At 60.7% G+C, this 17673-nt stretch carries 12 protein-coding genes; 3 read left to right on the top strand and 9 right to left on the bottom strand.

Translation table 11 applies throughout. The features are described 5' to 3' along the window. Positions 1-7: 7 nt before the first annotated feature. From DNK59_RS17170 to rpsU, 4 genes are all read right to left on the bottom strand, one after another. Entirely contained in the window at positions 8-3751 is a 3744-nt protein-coding gene (locus DNK59_RS17170; protein WP_110724003.1) for a bifunctional diguanylate cyclase/phosphodiesterase, read from the bottom strand. A gap of 116 nt (positions 3752-3867) precedes the next feature. Next, positions 3868-5715 (bottom strand): RNA polymerase sigma factor RpoD, encoded by a 1848-nt coding sequence (gene rpoD, locus DNK59_RS17165; RefSeq protein ID WP_110724002.1) that lies wholly within the window; start codon positions 5713-5715, stop codon positions 3868-3870. A 67-nt stretch (positions 5716-5782) separates the two neighbouring features. Continuing rightward, complete coding sequence (gene dnaG, locus DNK59_RS17160) at positions 5783-7756, bottom strand: DNA primase (RefSeq protein WP_110724001.1); 1974 nt, start codon at positions 7754-7756, stop codon at positions 5783-5785. 481 nt (positions 7757-8237) lie between these two features. Next, the gene (gene rpsU / locus DNK59_RS17155; RefSeq protein ID WP_002551877.1) at positions 8238-8453 is read right to left on the bottom strand and encodes a 30S ribosomal protein S21; all 216 of its coding nucleotides are present in this window, start codon (positions 8451-8453) and stop codon (positions 8238-8240) included. A 200-nt stretch (positions 8454-8653) separates the two neighbouring features. Between rpsU and tsaD the strand changes: the two genes are divergently transcribed. Next, entirely contained in the window at positions 8654-9679 is a 1026-nt protein-coding gene (tsaD, locus tag DNK59_RS17150) for a tRNA (adenosine(37)-N6)-threonylcarbamoyltransferase complex transferase subunit TsaD (protein ID WP_110724000.1), read from the top strand. Between the two features lie 45 nt (positions 9680-9724). Here tsaD and plsY read toward each other — a convergent pair whose 3' ends face one another. Beyond that, positions 9725-10294 (bottom strand): glycerol-3-phosphate 1-O-acyltransferase PlsY, encoded by a 570-nt coding sequence (plsY, locus tag DNK59_RS17145; RefSeq protein WP_092309279.1) that lies wholly within the window; start codon positions 10292-10294, stop codon positions 9725-9727. A 74-nt stretch (positions 10295-10368) separates the two neighbouring features. On the opposite strand from plsY, the gene folB reads away from it, so the two are divergent. Together folB and folK are read left to right on the top strand one after the other, a co-directional pair. After that, complete coding sequence (folB, locus tag DNK59_RS17140) at positions 10369-10722, top strand: dihydroneopterin aldolase (protein ID WP_092309282.1); 354 nt, start codon at positions 10369-10371, stop codon at positions 10720-10722. Next, on the top strand, positions 10713-11228 hold the full coding sequence (folK, locus tag DNK59_RS17135) for a 2-amino-4-hydroxy-6-hydroxymethyldihydropteridine diphosphokinase (RefSeq protein ID WP_092309285.1): 516 nt from the start codon (positions 10713-10715) through the stop codon (positions 11226-11228). Before folB ends, folK begins: the two co-directional genes overlap by 10 nt. A gap of 56 nt (positions 11229-11284) precedes the next feature. On the opposite strand, the gene DNK59_RS17130 is transcribed toward folK, so the two are convergent. The 4 genes from DNK59_RS17130 to DNK59_RS17115 all read right to left on the bottom strand — a co-directional run bounded on the left by DNK59_RS17130 (position 11285) and on the right by DNK59_RS17115 (position 17451). Beyond that, the gene (locus tag DNK59_RS17130) at positions 11285-12514 is read right to left on the bottom strand and encodes a multifunctional CCA addition/repair protein (RefSeq protein ID WP_110723999.1); all 1230 of its coding nucleotides are present in this window, start codon (positions 12512-12514) and stop codon (positions 11285-11287) included. Between the two features lie 65 nt (positions 12515-12579). Then, positions 12580-14142 (bottom strand): SpoVR family protein, encoded by a 1563-nt coding sequence (locus DNK59_RS17125; RefSeq protein WP_110723998.1) that lies wholly within the window; start codon positions 14140-14142, stop codon positions 12580-12582. Then, positions 14139-15410 carry a YeaH/YhbH family protein gene (locus DNK59_RS17120; RefSeq protein ID WP_092309294.1) on the bottom strand — a complete coding sequence of 424 codons (1272 nt, stop codon included), beginning with the start codon at positions 15408-15410 and terminating at the stop codon, positions 14139-14141. The genes DNK59_RS17125 and DNK59_RS17120 overlap by 4 nt, the downstream gene beginning before the upstream one ends. A gap of 118 nt (positions 15411-15528) precedes the next feature. Further along, positions 15529-17451 (bottom strand): PrkA family serine protein kinase, encoded by a 1923-nt coding sequence (locus DNK59_RS17115; protein WP_011063831.1) that lies wholly within the window; start codon positions 17449-17451, stop codon positions 15529-15531. Positions 17452-17673 lie beyond the last annotated feature (222 nt).

Genomic DNA, 17673 nt, shown 5'->3' with positions numbered 1-17673 from the left:
CCGCGGATTATAGCGACGGTTTCTCGGCTGTGCTATCCGAAAAATCGGAAACCCGGATCTGCAGGAAGGTCTCGCAGAACTCCTCGGCCTCCAGCGGCAGGCTGACGATGTAGCCCTGGATCTGTTCGCAGCCTTCCTGGGCGAGGAAGCTCTGCTGGTCATGGTTTTCCACCCCTTCGGCAATCACGGTGAATTGCATGCTGCGACCCAGGGCGATGATGGCGCGGACAATCGCCACGTCGTGGGGGTCGTCCGGCAGGCCGCGGACGAAGGATTGGTCGATCTTGAGGAAGTCCAGGGGCAGGCGCTTGAGGTAGCTCAGGGACGAGTAGCCGGTGCCGAAGTCATCGATGGCCAGTTGCACGCCCAGGCGCTTGAGCTGATGCAGCACTTCCAGGGCTTCTTCGGCCTGGCTCATGATGAAGTTCTCGGTGATCTCCAGTTGCAGCAGCCCGGGCTGCAGGTCGTAGTCGCGCAGCAACTGCTCGATACGGCCCAGGAGATTGGGTTGGCGCAACTGCGCGCCGGCCAGGTTTACCGACAGCGGTCCGAAGTGCTCGTAGTGCTGGTTCCAGCTATGCAGGTGCAGGCAGGCCTGTTCCAGGACCCAGTCGCCGATCAGCAGGATCATGCCGTTTTCTTCGGCCAGGGGGATGAAGTGCTCGGGCGGGACATCGCCGAAAGTGGGGTGGTGCCAGCGGATCAGCGCTTCGGCGCCCACCAGTTCGTGGCTGCTGAGGCTGATCTTGGGCTGGAAGTACAACGACAGCTCATCGCGTTCGATGGCCCGACGCAGTTCGTGTTCCAGGGCCACCCGCTCGCTGGCCTGGGCGGTCAGGTCGCGGGTGTAGCGTTCGACGCGGTTGCGGCCCTTGGCCTTGGAACGGTACATGGCGGCGTCGGCGTTCTTGATCAGGGTGGCGACGTCGCAGCCGTCCTTGGGGTAGAGGCTGGTGCCGATGCTGGCGCTGATGAAGAACTCGTGTTCACCGGCCTGGAACGGCGCGGTGAAGCAGTTCAGCAACTTGGTGGCGATGTGGTCGGCGTCGCTGGCCTGGTGCAGCCCGGGCAGCAGGATGATGAATTCGTCCCCGCCCAGGCGAGCCACGGTGTCGATGTCTCGCAGCTGTTCCTTGAGGCGTACGGCGATGCCCTTGAGCAGCAGGTCGCCTACCGGGTGGCCGAGGCTGTCGTTGATGTGCTTGAAGCGATCCAGGTCGAGGAACAGCACCGCGCCCTGGCCGCCGCTGTCCTGCTGGCCGTTGAGCGCGGCCAGCAGGCGGCTTTCGAACAGTGTGCGATTGGGCAGGCCGGTGAGGGGGTCATGGTGGGCCTGATAATCGAGCCGTGCCTGGGCGTGCTTGAGGCTGGAGATATCGGCAAATACCGCCACGAAATGGGTGATCTGCCGTTCCTTGTTGCGCACGGCGTTGATGGTCAGCCAGTTGGGGTAGAGCTCGCCGCTCTTGCGACGGTTGGAAATCTCGCCCTGCCAGTGGCCTTCCAGGGTCAGTTGATGCCACATCGCGGCGTAGAAGGCGCTGTCGTGCAGTCCCGATGCCAGCAGGCGCGGGGTTTGGCCCAGGGCTTCAATTTCGCTGTAGCCGGTGATTTCACTGAAGGCCCGATTGACCGCACTGATGCGCTGCTGGGTATCGGTGATCATCACGCCCTCGGCGGTGCTTTCAAACACCGTGGCGGCCTGTTGCAGTTTTTCCTGCATTTGCTGGCGATCGGTAATGTCCCGGGCGATGGTCAGCATGCAGTCGTCGTCACCAATCGGCAGCGGTCGGCTCGACAGTTCACAGAGACGGATCTGGCCATCGTTGCGTCGGATATGGCAACTGAAGTCGCGGACAAAACCGTCCCGCTGCAGCAGGTCGAGCATCTGCTTGCGTTCGTTGAGGTTGACCCAGATCCCCAGGTCCAGGGTCGAGCGGTCCAGTGACATGGCGCTATTGAAACCGGTGATGCGGCTGAAGCCCTCGTTGACCTCGATCAGCAAGCCATCGCGCTGGCGGCTCAGCAGCAGTCCATCCGGGGAGGCGTGGAAGGCTTTGGCGAACTTCTCCTCGGAGGTTTGCAGTTGCTGCTGGGTTTCCTTGAGCTGGCTGATATCGCGCACCACCACCACCAACGCCGGGGTGGTGTCGAGGTCAAAGGGCTCGGCGGAGATCAGGCCGGTGAACAGCTGGCCACTGTGGCGGCGAAAGGGCATCTCCAGGTTGCGAATGCTGCCGGCCTGCAAGCGTTGCAAGAGGCTGGGGCCGACTCCTGGGATCCCCCAGATGTTCAACTCGGTGGCGGTCTGGCCGATGACCGTTTCGGCACTCAGGCCGATCTGTTCCTCGAAGGCCTTGTTGACCTCCAGCAGACAGCCGTCGGACAGGCGTGCGATGACCAGGATGTCCGGACATTGCTGGAACACCGAAGCGAACTTCTGCTCGGACAGGCGTAGCGCTTCTTCGGTGTGCTTGGCTTCGCTGATGTCGATCATCAGTCCGCGCATCACCGGTTCCTGGCCGTGCTCGATCAAGCTGACGATGTCGCGTACCCAGAGACAGCGGCCATCGGCGGTGATCACCCGGTAGTCGAGGCTGTGGTCGCGCCCGGCCTGGACCTCGTGATCGCAGAACGCCTGGGCCCGGGTCAGGTCGGCGGGGTGGATGATGTTGCGCCAGAACCCGGGGATCAGCCAGTGAGCCTGGGGATAGCCCAGCAGCGCTTCGGCGTGGGGCGAGACGTAGCTGTAGGTGAAGTCGCTGACACGCGCTTCCCAGGCGATGGCGGAGAGGCTCTCCACCAGGCTGCGATAGTGGTATTCGCTGCTGCGCAGTTCCTGTTCCAGGGCCACCCGGCGGGAGATTTCCGAACTCAGGCGGCGGTTGATGCGGATCACTACCGCGAGCACGGTGACCAGCAGGAGCAGCCCGGGCAGCCCGTAGAGCAGCACGTCGGACCAGAAGGTTCGATGGTCGAGCACGCTGCCGACCCAGTGTTGCTGAATCGCACTGATTTCATCGGGGCTGAGGTCGGCCAGGACCTTGTCGAGAATGCCCACCAGGATCTTGCTGTTGCGCGGGACGCCCATCGCCAGCTGGTAGCGATAAGGGGTTTCGCCGCTGACATACAGGCCCTCGAGCTTGAGCTGGCGCAGGCTCCAGACACTGGACGCGAGGTCACCGACCACGGCATCCACCTCGTCGGTGGCCAGGGCCTGGAGCGCGGAGCTGATGTTGGGCAGGGCGACCAGGTTCAGGTCCGGATGATGGGTGCGCAGTAGTTCGTGAGGGGCGTAGTTTTCCACCACGGCCACTTTCAGGCCGTAAAGGTCCTGAAGATTGCGCGGTTGTGCGCCGCCCCTGTGGGCGAGGATGACGATGGGGAAGTCAAGGTAGGGGCGGGTGAACGCCATGTAGCTCTGGCGCTCCGGGGTCGACATGATCCCGGGCAGCAGGTCCAGTTTGCCCTGCTTGGCGTCCTCGAGCACCTCGGTCCAGCTGGCGGGCTCGATGGGTGTCAGGCTCACTGACAGGCGTTCCTGGATCAGGTGGATGTAGTCCGCTGCAAGGCCCTGGTAGCGGCCTTCCTCGTCTCGATACTCGAAGGGCGGCCAGGACGCGTCTACACCCAGGCGCAGTTCCGGGTGAGTCTTGAGCCAGCTACGTTCTTCGTCGGTAAGAGTCAGCGCGCCAGCCGTTGCGGTCCAGGTAAGCAGCGCCAGCAGAAGCATGGCCGACAGTCTGGGCATAACCGTCTCGTTATGGCACGGGGATTGTTTCGAGTGTAGACGGGCTGTGCGCCGGGGAAGGAAAGAAGGACGGGTTGCAGAAAGCAAAACCCCCAGCTGGGCTGGGGGTCTTGGGCTTACTCGTCGAGGAAGGAGCGCAGATGCTCGCTTCGCGTCGGGTGGCGCAGCTTGCGCAGCGCCTTGGCTTCGATCTGACGAATCCGCTCGCGGGTCACGTCGAACTGCTTACCAACCTCCTCAAGGGTGTGGTCGGTATTCATGTCGATGCCGAAGCGCATGCGCAGGACCTTGGCTTCACGGGCAGTGAGGCCGGAGAGTACTTCGCGGGTCGCTTCTTTGAGGCTCTCAACGGTGGCTACATCGATTGGCGACTGCATGGTCGAGTCTTCGATGAAGTCGCCCAGATGGGAGTCTTCGTCATCACCGATCGGGGTTTCCATGGAGATCGGCTCTTTGGCGATCTTCAATACCTTGCGGATCTTGTCCTCAGGCATTTCCATGCGTTCGCCCAGCTCTTCCGGGGTCGGTTCACGACCCATTTCCTGCAGCATCTGCCGGGAAATGCGGTTGAGCTTGTTGATCGTCTCGATCATGTGCACCGGAATACGGATGGTGCGGGCCTGGTCGGCGATCGAGCGAGTGATCGCCTGACGGATCCACCAGGTGGCATAGGTCGAGAACTTGTAGCCACGACGGTATTCGAACTTGTCCACCGCTTTCATCAAGCCGATGTTGCCTTCCTGGATCAGATCGAGGAATTGCAGGCCACGGTTGGTGTACTTCTTGGCGATGGAGATCACCAGACGCAGGTTGGCTTCAACCATCTCTTTCTTCGCGCGGCGGGCCTTGGCCTCACCGATCGACATGCGACGGTTGATGTCCTTGATCTCGGCGATCTTCAAGCCGGTTTCGACTTCAAGAGCGGTCAGCTTCTGCTGGCAACGGATGATGTCCGGTTGCAGGCGGGCAATGGCTTCGGCGTATTTGGTCTTGCCTTTGGCCAGTGCTTCGGTCCAGCTTTCGTCCACCTCGTTGCCCGGGAACTGGCGCAGGAAGTCGGCACGCGGCATGCGGGCATCACGCACGCAAAGCTGCATGATCGCGCGCTCCTGCTGACGCAGGCGATCCAGGGCGCTGCGTACACGTTCAACCAGGCCTTCGAATTGCTTCGGAACCAGTTTGATCGGCATGAACAATTCGGCCAGGGCCAGCATTTCGGCGATGGCTTGCTTGTTCTCGCGGCCGTGCTTCTTCAGCGCCTTGCGGGTGATCTCCATTTGATCGGCGACGGCGCCAAAGCGCTGCGCGGCGATAACAGGATCCGGACCGCTTTCGGCTTCTTCTTCGTCTTCGGTCGCTTCAGCTTCTTCGTCGTCGCTGTCGTCATCCGCTTTCGCGGTCTTGGTGTCGACAGGCGGCGGCACTTCGGCGGCAGGCGGCGTAATGCCGTCGTCCGGATCGATGTACCCGCTGAGAACGTCAGACAGGCGGCCACCTTCGGTGGTGACGCGAGTGTATTCGGCGAGGATGTGATCAACCGTGCCAGGGAAGTGCGCGATTGCGCCCATCACTTCACGGATGCCCTCTTCGATACGCTTGGCGATTTCGATTTCGCCTTCACGTGTGAGCAGCTCTACCGTGCCCATTTCGCGCATGTACATGCGCACTGGGTCGGTAGTGCGACCAATGTCGGTTTCCACAGCCGCCAACGCTGCGGCGGCTTCTTCAGCTGCTGCTTCGTCGGTGTCGGCTTCGGCCAACAAAAGGGCATCCGCATCCGGAGCACTCTCGAATACGTTGATCCCCATGTCGTTGATCATGCGGATGATGTCTTCCACCTGTTCCGGATCTGAAATATCCTCCGGCAGGTGGTCGTTGACCTCCGCGTAAGTCAGGTAACCCTGCTCACGTCCACGGCTGATCAACTCTTTGAGGCGAGACTGCTGTTGCGCTTTTCCGGACATAACACCCTATCCACTGAAGGTCTTGGCGGGCAAAAAACAAGCCGAGGATTATACCCGAGCTATGACCTCACGCGCCAGTTGAGGTCGGGTTCGATGCGGGAACATTGCGTTTTAAAAGCTCAACCAGCTGAATTTTCTCTTCGCTGCTGAGCTCGCTTTGACGCGATTTCCTGAGAAGTTGGTCTAAAACACGCTCGCGTTGGCGAGCGGACAAGCTATTAATGGTGTCGAAAAACTGTTGTTCAAGGTTATCTCCGTCGATCAACCACTCTTTTTCTGCCAGTGCAGTCAGCAAGTGGCCCTGCTGAGTGCCGTGCCAGCGCGCCATCAACTGATGAATAGAGCGTAGCTTAGGATTTTTCTGTACGGCTTCGATCAGGGCGACCAGCAACTGTGTATTGATGTTGTCGTCATCGGCAAAGTGCCCGGCATCTTCAACTTTTTCTGCCAATTGCGGGTGATGCAGCAAGGTGCGCAGGGCTGCCAGGGTCGGAGGTTCCACCGCTGCCGGAACCCGCGGGCCCCTGGGCTGGTCGCGATCGCCCTGGCGCTTGCCCTTGCCGTTCTTGTCCCAGGGCTTGCCTTCCCACTTCTTGCCGCCGCCATTTTTCTTCGGCGTCCACTCCTGTTGAGGGACGTAGGCTTCCTGGTGGGGCTCATGGTAGTCGGCGTAATCCGGCATTGCGTCGTAATCAATGCCGGCGTCGTAGACGGGTGGCGCTTCCGGCGCTGCGTTGTGGACCAGTTGCGTGACTGTTTCGCTGGTCAGGCCGGTGATTTCGCTAAGGCGCTGGCGCATCAGGGTGCGCAGGTTGGCACCAGGGATTTTTTCGATCAACGGCGCAGCCAGCGTGGCTAGATGGGCCTTGCCTTCTAGGGAGCGCGGGTCTGCTTCGTCGATCAGTTGCTGGAAAAAGTAATCCGCCAGCGGCTGCGCATGCTGATTGATCCGCGCGCGGAAAGCGTCGGTGCCTTCGGAGCGGACCAGGGTATCCGGGTCTTCACCTTCCGGAAGGAACAGGAAGCGGGCGCGGCGCCCGTCCTGCAGGCAGCCCAGGGTGGCTTCCAGGGCGCGCCAGGCGGCCTTGCGTCCGGCCTGGTCGCCGTCGAAGCAGAACAGCACGTTGGGCACGATGCGGAACAGGCGCTTGAGGTGCTCCTCGCTGGTGGCCGTGCCCAGGGTCGCGACGGCATTGCGCAGGCCTTGCTGGGCCAGGGCAATCACGTCCATGTAGCCCTCGACGACGATGATTTCGTCGAGGTTGCGGTTGTTCTTGCGCGCCTCGTACAGGCCGTAGAGTTCCTGGCCCTTGTGAAACACCGGGGTTTCCGGGGAGTTCAGGTATTTGGGTTTGTCATCCCCCAGCACCCGGCCGCCAAAGGCAATGATCCGGCCGCGGGTATCGCGGATCGGAAACATCACCCGGTCGCGAAAGCGGTCATAGCGTTTGCCGGTCTCGGCGTTCTCGATCAGCAGGCCAGCGTCGATCATGGCTTTTTGCTGCAGAGTGTCGCTGCTCAGGTGCTTGAACAGGTTGTCCCAGCCGGGCGGGGCGAAGCCCAGGCCGAAGTCGCGGGCGATCTCGCCGGTGAGGCCGCGGCCCTTGAGGTAGTCCACCGCCGCCTTGCGTGCCGGGTGGCTTTTCAGAGCCTGACGATAGTAGTCGGCAGCGGCAGTAAGCAGTGGATAGAGCGGGGAATCCGTGGGCTGTCGGGGTTTGCGCTGGCCGCGAGTGCTTTCCTCGCGGGGGATCTCCATTCCAGCGGCTTTCGCCAGTTCCTCGACGGCCTGGGGGAAGTCCAGGTTGTCGTGGTCCATGATGAAGCCGAGGGCGTTGCCGCCGGCGCCACAGCCGAAGCAGTAGTAGAACTGCTTGTCGGGGCTGACGCTGAAGGAGGGCGTCTTTTCCTTGTGGAAAGGGCAGCAGGCGGTGTAGTTCTTGCCGGCTTTCTTGATTTGCAGGCGCGAGCTGACGACATCGACGATGTCGGTGCGGTTCAGAAGGTCGTCAATAAAGCTCTGGGGAATGAGCCCGGCCATGGCGTTCTCGTCATCACTGCGGGAAAAAATAGCCCTGGCGACGCTGTCGAAAGACCGGATGCGGCGAGGCGTGAAAGTTGCGCGGCTCGGTCCGGGGTTTCGGCGTGATCGCAGTCGGGGAGTGTATCTGCCGAACGTCCACTGACGTTAGTTTCAATCAGTATTCGACTATTTGAAGGTGTTGCGCTGAGTCCGACAGTGGCCTTTGGATGGCCTCGGATAGCTCATTAAGCGGGCGCTGGAGAAGTGCGCCTTGGGCTGATCGTCTGCAGGAATCAGTAAGGGTGTGCTCGTCAGTAGCCTTGGAAGGCTCGTCAGAAAAGACGTGCACCGCTGGCAGGAGCCAGGTCTGACGTGGTGAAGCAGATTCGTCTGGGTCGCATGGGCGGCTTCGACGGTGAAGCATCAAGCGTATTCCGCAAATGCCATTAGCCCGGCTTAGGGCCGGGCTTGGCAGAAGCTTGCAGCGAACGTCTGTGTATTAGTACAGACGTACGGCGCGGCGCTGTTCGCGCTGAACTTTCTTGGCGTGACGCTTAACAGCAGCAGCTGCTTTGCGCTTACGCTCGGAAGTCGGCTTCTCGTAAAATTCGCGGCTACGAACTTCAGCCAGAACACCGGCTTTTTCGCAGGAGCGCTTGAAACGACGCAGAGCTACGTCGAAGGGTTCGTTCTCTTTAACTTTGACGGCTGGCATCCAGAGCTACCTTCATTCATTACCGGGGTCAACGTTCTCGTCGCAAAAATCGCGGCTGAGGTCGTCGGTTTTTAAGGGTTGCGGATGTTAACCCCTCAACGCTCGGAATGCAAAGCCTCTGATCGAAAACCGCTGGTCGGGCGCTGGAGTGGCGACTATTATGCGCGCCTTCGAATTCAGCCTCTACAAGGCGCAAACCCATGCTAGTACTGGGATTAGAAACCTCCTGCGACGAAACCGGCGTCGCGCTTTACGACAGCGAGCGTGGCCTTCTGGCCGATGCGCTGTTCAGCCAGATCGACCTGCACCGCGTCTACGGCGGCGTGGTGCCGGAGCTGGCTTCCCGTGATCACGTCAAGCGCATGCTGCCGCTGATCCGTCAGGTTCTGGCTGAGGCCGACTGTGTGCCCACCGAGATCGATGCCATCGCCTATACGGCCGGTCCCGGCTTGGTCGGCGCACTGCTGGTAGGGGCTTCCTGCGCCCAGGCGCTGGCGTTCGCCTGGGGTATTCCGGCCTTGGGCGTGCACCACATGGAAGGCCACCTGCTGGCGCCAATGCTGGAAGAGCAGCCACCGGAGTTTCCATTCGTCGCTTTGTTGGTGTCCGGCGGTCATACCCAGCTGGTTCGGGTCGATGGCATCGGCCAGTACGAGCTGTTGGGCGAGACGCTGGATGATGCGGCAGGCGAGGCGTTCGACAAGACCGCGAAGATGATCGGCCTGAATTATCCCGGTGGGCCTGAAATTGCCCGTCTGGCCACTCAAGGCGTACCGGGACGGTTTGTCTTCCCACGGCCAATGACCGATCGTCCTGGCCTCGATTTCAGTTTCAGCGGCTTGAAAACCTTCGCCCTCAACACCTGGCAGCAGTGTGTCAGCGCTGGAGACGACGGTGAGCAAACCCGTTGCGACATCTCCCTCGCGTTCCAGCAGGCCGTGGTGGAAACTTTGACCATCAAGTGCAAGCGTGCCCTGAAGCAGACCGGTCTCAAGCACCTGGTGATCGCCGGGGGCGTGAGCGCCAACAAGGCCTTGCGCGAGGCTCTGGAAAAGATGCTCGGGGAGATGAACGGCAATGTGTTCTATGCTCGCCCCCAGTTCTGCACCGACAACGGCGCGATGATCGCCTTTGCCGGTTGCCAGCGCTTGCAGGCCGGGCAACAGGAAGGCCTGGCAATCACTGTGCAGGCGCGTTGGCCGATGGAGCAGTTGTCGGCTCTTTAGAGGCTGCGCGAAGGCGTAAGCTTGAGTCCTTTGATCGTCGAGGACTCAGAAATGCCGTTCGCGGCCGGCAAACAGGTCACGCAGATTGCCGCGATGGCGCCAGACGATCAGCAGCGTCAGCACGCTCATCGGCAGCAGCGCTTCGGGCTCCTGCCAGGCCAGCAGTGGCAGGGTCAGGGGCGTGGCGATCAGGGCGGCCAGCGAGCTGGTACGGGTGAGGTAGAAGGTCAGCGCCCAGGCGGCGACGGCCAGCAGGGCGGCTGGAGGATAGAGTCCCAGCAGCATGCCGGCGGCGGTGGCGACACCTTTGCCGCCGCGAAAGCGGAAATACAAAGGGAACAGGTGGCCAAGGACGGCGTAGAGTCCGACCCAGGCCTGTTGTTGCAGCGAGAGCCCCGCGAGGTGCGCGATCAGTACGGGCACCAGGCCCTTGCAGAGATCCCCCAGCAGGGTCAGGACGGCGAGTTTCTTGCCGGCCAGGCGCAACATGTTGGTGGCGCCGGCATTACCCGAGCCACTCATTCGCGGATCGGGATTGCCCGTCAGGCGGCTGAGCAAAATGGCGAAGGACAGAGAGCCAAGCAGGTAGGCGAGAATCGCCAGTAACCAAAACATGCTAACTATTCCGGGCGAGGAAGCCCTGATTCTAACGGCGCATTGCGCCCTTGTCGTGCTGCGGAGAAGAGTGCTTGGACAGAGTGTTTATCGAAGGACTGGAAGTGGACACCGTGATTGGAGCCTATGACTGGGAGCGGGGCATCCGACAGTGCCTGCGTCTTGATCTGAGCTTTGCCTGGGATAATCGCCCGGCCGCCGCAGGGGATGATCTGACGCTGGCGCTGGATTACGCCAGCGTTTCCACGCGGATCCAGGCGTTTGCCGAGCAGGCCCAGTACCAGTTGGTGGAAACCTTTGCCGAGCGTCTTGCCGAAGTGCTGATGAGTGAGTTCCACATCCCTTGGCTGCATTTGAAACTGACCAAGCCGGGTGCCGTTGCGGCGGCCACGGGCGTGGGTGTGGAGATCGAGCGCGGATGTCGCTGACTCAGGTGTTTCTGGGGCTTGGTAGCAATATCGAGCGCGAAGTCCACCTGTGCGCCGGGCTTGATGCCCTGGCCGGCTTCCTGGTGGACATGCGTTGTTCGGCGGTGTTCGAAAGCCAGCCGGTGGGGATCAAGAGCGGCCCGTTCTTCAATCTGGTGGTGGCGGGCCACACCGATCTGCCATTGATCGAGCTGGATCGACGCCTGAAGTTCATCGAGGCGGACAACGGCCGCTATGCCCCGGACCGCAAAGGCTTGCCGCTGGACATCGATGTGTTGCTGTACGGCGATCTGACCGGCAATTTCGATGGTCTGATCCTGCCACGTGCTGAGATCCTGAAGAATGCCTTCGTGCTCTGGCCGTTGTCGTTGATGGCTCCTGAGCGGGTGCATCCGCTGGTCGGCAAGAGCCTGGCGGCGCTCTGGCAGGAAGCGCAGATCGATCAGGTGCTGGCGCCGGTGGCATTCGAATGGCGAGGCCGGCAACTGACGCCTCCGGGCCTGTAGTCCCCAGCCTAGGCATCTGACGCGGGCAAGGCCTGTGCCTTGCCCGCGTCAGGGGCTCAAGGTGTGGGCGGCTCCTTGTAGGCCTTGAGCGCTTTCAGTCGCTCCAGTCTCAGCGCCTCGCCCAGCGCCGGGCCTTTGAAGCCTTGCTCAAGCAACGGCTGGACCGCCACTGCCCGGGCCACATTGGCCGCGCCGCGCAGATAGTCCGCTTGGGGGTAGGGGCGCGACTCCAATCCCAGTCGCCCGCGGGCATCCATCTCGCAAGCGGCAATGAACTCTTCAAAGCGCTGCGGGCGGCGGAACACGTCGAAGCTTTGCAGCAGTTCCAGCAGTGTCGAGGCCTTCAGTTCCTGCGCCTTGTGGGCGTGGGTGTGGTACTGGCCCACCAGCAATGCCAGGTCCTGGCATTCCCGAGGCACCTTGAAGCGCTCATTGACGGCCTTGATCAGCTCCAGCCCCTTGTGTTCGTGTCCGATGTGCCGGGGCCACTCCTGCTCGGGGGTAACGCCTTTGCCCAGGTCGTGCAGTAGGCATGCCCAGCGTACCGAGAGGGGCTGTTGGTGCAGTGCCGCTTGCTGCAGAACGCTGAGGGTATGCAGGCCGGTGTCTATCTCCGGATGGTGTGCGGCTGGCTGGGGAACGCCGAACAGAGCGTCGACCTCGGGCATCAGCACCGCCAGGGCGCCGCAGTCTCGGAGCACCTGGATGAAGACCTGGGGCTGTTCCTCCATCAGGGCCCGGGAAATCTCCTTCCAGCTGCGCTCCGCCGTGAGCGCCTGCAGCTCGCCTGACTCGCTGAGTTCACGCATCAGTTCGAGCGTCTCTGCGGCCACCCGGAAACCCAGGCTGGCATAGCGTGCGGCGAATCGCGCTACTCGCAGTACTCGAAGGGGATCTTCGGCGAATGCCGGGGAAACATGACGCAACAGCCGTTCTTGAAGATCCTTCTGGCCGTGATAGGGGTCAGTCACCAGGCCCTGATCATCCTCGGCCATGGCGTTGATCGTCAGGTCGCGGCGAATCAGGTCTTCTTCCAGGGTGACTTCCGGGCTGGCGTGGAAGGTGACCCCGCCGTAACCGTGCCCGCTCTTGCGCTCGGTTCGGGCCAGGGCATATTCCTCGCCATTCTTGGGGTGTAGAAACACCGGAAAATCGGCCCCAACCGGGCGAAAGCCCTGGGCGATCATGTCTTCCGCGCTGGCACCGACTACCACCCAGTCGATATCAGTGACCGGCCTGCCGAGCAAGCGATCGCGCACTGCGCCGCCGACTTTGTAAATCCGCATAAAAAACCTCCGTTAGCGCGACAGAATAACGCTTGTGTCGGGCTGACGGAGGACTGTTGTTGGGTTCAGAGGTGGATGACTGCCAGGTCCAGCCGGCCATAGTCGTTGTCGTTGTGATCGCTTCTTGGTGGCACGTGATGGGTTTTCACCACTTGATCGCCCTGCAGGGTTTCCAGGTGAATGTCGAAGCCCCACAGGCGATGCAGGTGCTTGAGTACCTCGTCGGTGGAGTCGCCAAGGGGTTTGCGATCGTGTTGCTGGTGGCGCAGGGTCAGCGAGCGGTCGCCACGGCGGTCGATACTCCAGATCTGCACGTTGGGTTCGCGGTTGCCCAGGTTGTATTGCGCGGCCAGGGTTTCGCGGATGATCCGATAGCCGCTTTCGTCGTGGATCGCCGGCACCAGCAGGTCGTCCTTCTGGTCGTCATCCATGATGCTGAACAGCTTGAGATCGCGGATCACCTTGGGCGACAGGTACTGCAGGATGAAGCTTTCGTCCTTGAAGCTGCTCATGGCGAACTTGATGCTGGACAGCCAGTCGGTGCCGGCCAGTTCAGGGAACCAGCGGCGGTCCTCTTCCGTGGGTTCCTCGCACATGCGACGGATGTCCCGGTACATGGCAAAGCCCAGGGCGTAGGGGTTGATGCCGTTGTAGTAAGGACTGTCGAAGCCCGGTTGAAAAACCACGCTGGTATGGGAGGCGAGGAACTCCATCATGAAGCCATCGGTCACCAGGCCTTCGTCGTACAGATCATTCATCAGGGTGTAGTGCCAGAAGGTCGCCCAGCCTTCGTTCATCACCTGGGTCTGGCGCTGCGGGTAGAAGTACTGGGCGATCTTGCGCACGATGCGCACGATCTCCCGCTGCCAGGGCTCCAGCAAGGGCGCGTGCTTTTCAATGAAGTACAGGATGTTTTCCTGAGGCTCGGCGGGGAAGCGCGCATTGTCCTTGTCGCTGTATTTGTCCGCGCCTTTGGGAATGGTGCGCCACAGATCGTTGATCTGTTTCTGCAGGTGCTCTTCCCGATCCTTCTGCCGGCGTCGCTCTTCCTCGGCGGAGATCGGGTAAGGCCGTTTGTAGCGGTCGACGCCGTAGTTCATCAGGGCATGGCAGGAATCCAGCAGATCCTCCACGGCATCGATGCCATGGCGCTCCTCGCACTGCATGATGTACTGCTTGGCGAACACCAGGTAGTCGATGATCGAGCTGGCATCGGTCCAGGTGCGGAACAGGTAGTTGCCCTTGAAGAAGCTGTTGTGGCCATAGCAGGCATGCGCGACTACCAGGGCCTGCATGCAGATGGTGTTCTCCTCCATCAGGTAGGCGATGCAAGGGTCTGAATTGATCACAATCTCGTAGGCCAGTCCCATCTGCCCGCGGCTGTAGGATTTCTCAGTGCTGAGAAAGTGCTTGCCGTAGGACCAATGGTGATAACCCAGGGGCATGCCCACCGAGGCATAGGCATCCATCATCTGCTCGGCAGTGATCACTTCGATCTGGTTGGGGTAGGTATCCAGGGCATAGCGAGCCGCGATACGGCTGATTTCGCGATCGTAGGCCTGGATCAGCTCGAACGTCCATTCCGAGCCGGTGGAGATGGGTTGGCGCTTCTGCTCTCTGGCGGTCATGTCACTAACCTGCGCTGGAAGAGTTCACGGAAGACCGGATAGATATCGCCGGCCGAAACCAGTTGTTGCTGGGCGAACGTGTCGGAGAAGGCCTCGGCGATGCGTTCGTATTCGAACCACAGAGCCTGATGCTCTCGTGGAGTGATCTCCACGTAGGTGTAGTACTGCACGAAAGGCATGATCTGGTTGATCAGGATATCGCGGCAGATGGGCGAGTCATCGTTCCAGTTGTCACCGTCGGAAGCTTGCGCGGCGTAGATGTTCCATTCGTTGCTGGGGTAGCGCTCGGCCATGATCTCCTGCATCAGTTTCAGGGCGCTGGAGACAATGGTTCCGCCGGTTTCCCTGGAATAGAAGAACTCTTCCTCGTCCACTTCACGGGCGCTGGTGTGATGGCGGATGAAAACCACGTCGATCTTGTCGTAGTTGCGTTTGAGGAACAGATACAAAAGGATGAAGAAGCGTTTGGCGATGTCCTTGGTGGCCTGGGTCATGGAGCCGGAGACGTCCATCAGGCAGAACATCACCGCCTTGGAACTGGGGTTGGGCTGCTTCACCAACAGGTTGTACTTGAGGTCGAAGGTGTCGAGGAAGGGCACGCGATGAATGCGAGCGCTGAGGCGTTCGATTTCTGCTTCAAGTTCCTGAATATCGCCGAAGTTGTCCGGCTCTTCGCGTTTCAGGCGTTCCAGCTCTTCCTTCACCTCCCGCAACTTGGCCCGGCTGCTGCCGGACAGGGCGATGCGTCGGGCGTGGGCTGAGCGCAAGGTGCGGATGATATTGATCCGCGACGGATTGCCTTCGTTGCTGATCCCCGCTCTTACGGTCTTGAAGGTGTCGGTGCCGCTCAGGTTGCGTTTGACCAGGTTGGGCAGCTCCAAGTCTTCGAACATGAACTCGAGGAATTCTTCCTGGGTGATCTGGAAGACGAATTCGTCCATGCCTTCGCCGGAGTTGCCGGCCTTGCCGCGGCCCCCGCCACCGCCGCCGCCCTGAGGCCTGGCGATATGTTCGCCAGCGGTAAATTCCTTGTTTCCGGGATGGACCACGGTCTGCTTGCCACCACGGCCGTGGTGCAGCACCGGTTCGTCGATATCCCGACCGGGAATGCTGATTTGTTCGCCGTGCTCCATGTCAGTGATGGAGCGGCGGCTGACGGCCTCTTCGACGGCCTTTTTAATATGGTCACGGTAACGCCGCAGGAAGCGCTGGCGGTTCACCGTGCTCTTGTTCTTGCCATTGAGACGTCGGTCGATCACATAGCTCATGGGCCCCTCCGGGGAGCTTCAAGACATAAGCCTCAAGCCGCAAGCCGCGCAGCGGCGGGGCCCGGGAAGGCTCCGCAGCATCGCGCTTGCAGCTCGTAGCTAGAAGCTTGCCGCTGCATCACTGCGATTTTCTGACCCGCAGATACCATTCGGACAGCAGCCGGACCTGTTTGTCGGTGTAGCCGCGCTCGACCATTCGTGTGACGAAGTCGTTGTGTTTCTGTTGATCCTCCTTGCTGGCCTTGGCGTTGAAGCTGATGACCGGCAGCAGGTCCTCGGTGTTGGAGAACATTTTTTTCTCGATGACCACCCGCAGTTTTTCGTAGCTGAGCCAGGTGGGGTTCTTGCCGTTGTTGTTGGCCCGGGCGCGCAGGACGAAGTTGACGATCTCGTTGCGGAAATCTTTCGGGTTGCTGATGCCAGCAGGTTTCTCGATCTTCTCCAGCTCCTCGTTGAGGGCCACGCGATTGAGGATCTCGCCGGTTTCCGGATCGCGGTATTCCTGGTCCTGAATCCAGAAGTCTGCGTAGAGCACATAGCGGTCGAAGATGTTCTGGCCGTACTCGCTGTAGGACTCCAGGTAAGCGGTTTGAATCTCCTTGCCGATGAACTCGATGTAGCGCGGCGCCAGGTATTCCTTGAGGAAGCGCAGGTAGCGCTCGCGGGTTTCCGCCTGGAACTGTTCCTGCTCGATCTGCTGTTCCAGCACATACAGCAGGTGCACCGGGTTGGCCGCCACTTCATGGGGGTCGAAGTTGAAGACTTTCGACAGGATCTTGAAGGCGAACCGGGTCGACAGGCCATTCATCCCCTCATCGACGCCGGCGCTGTCGCGGTATTCCTGGATCGACTTGGCCTTGGGATCGGTGTCCTTGAGGTTTTCACCGTCATAGACCCGCATCTTCGAGTAGATGTTGGAGTTCTCGGGCTCCTTGAGGCGCGACAGCACAGTGAACTGCGCCAGCATTTTCAGGGTGTCGGGGGCGCAATGGGCCTTGGCCAGGGAGCTGTTGAACAGCAGCTTGTCGTAGATCTTCACTTCATCGGTGACGCGCAGGCAGTAAGGCACCTTGACGATATAGATCCGGTCGATGAAGGCTTCGTTGTTCTTGTTGTTGCGGAAGGTGTGCCACTCCGATTCGTTGGAGTGAGCCAGCAGGATGCCGGTGAAGGGGATCGCCCCCAGCCCCTCGGTGCTGTTGTAGTTGCCTTCCTGGGTTGCGGTCAGCAATGGGTGCAGCACCTTGATGGGTGCCTTGAACATCTCGACGAATTCCATCAGGCCCTGGTTGGCCCGGCAGAGTGCCCCGGAGTAGCTGTAGGCATCGGCATCGTTCTGCGGGAATTCTTCCAGCTTGCGGATATCCACCTTGCCGACCAGTGCCGAAATGTCCTGGTTGTTCTCGTCCCCGGGCTCGGTCTTGGCCACGGCGATCTGGTTGAGAATCGACGGGTACAGCTTCACCACGCGGAACTGGCTGATGTCGCCGCCAAACTCCGACAGGCGCTTGGTGGCCCAGGGCGACATGATGGTGTTGAGATAGCGCCGGGGAATGCCGAAATCCTCTTCGAGAATCGCGCCATCTTCCGTGGCGTTGAACAGCCCCAGTGGCGATTCAAAGACCGGGGAACCCTTGATGGCGTAGAAGGGCACTTTCTCGATCAGTTGCTTGAGCTTCTCGGCCAGGGACGATTTACCACCGCCCACCGGACCCAGGAGGTAGAGGATCTGCTTCTTCTCTTCCAGGCCCTGAGCGGCGTGTCGGAAGTAGGAGACGATCTGGTCGATGCATTCTTCCATGCCATGGAAGTCTTCAAAGGCCGGATAGCGCCGGATCACCTTGTTGGAAAAGATTCGCGACAGCCTCGAGTTGGTCGAAGTGTCCAGCAGTTCTGGCTCGCCGATGGCCAATAGCAGGCGTTCGGCGGCGGATGCATAGGCGCTTCGGTCCTTCTTGCACAGCTCCAGGTATTCCTGCAGCGAGAACTCTTCCTGGCGTGTGGATTCGAAGCGCTGTTGGAAGTGGCTAAAAATACTCATGACGTCACCTCGCTCGATACGTTGAGCCGGCGTCGGATCAGTCAGTCAAGTGCTGGCGAGCAACTGAAAATCCAGTTGCCGTTTACCCCCCAGAACACTTCCAAAGCTATCGACCTTGAAAGCTAGTACCGATGACCCACTCGCCGGTGTACCGGCTCTCCCCTGATTTGGATGGCCTGAGGCTAAGGATAGTTCGGAATCCGGGAGGTCAAGGCGAGATGG

The organism is Pseudomonas sp. TKO26 (assembly GCF_003225665.1).
Classification (GTDB): domain Bacteria; phylum Pseudomonadota; class Gammaproteobacteria; order Pseudomonadales; family Pseudomonadaceae; genus Aquipseudomonas; species Aquipseudomonas saponiphila.
The sequence above is the reverse complement of the archived record's forward strand: the minus strand, read 5'-3'. Positions and strand labels throughout refer to the sequence as shown.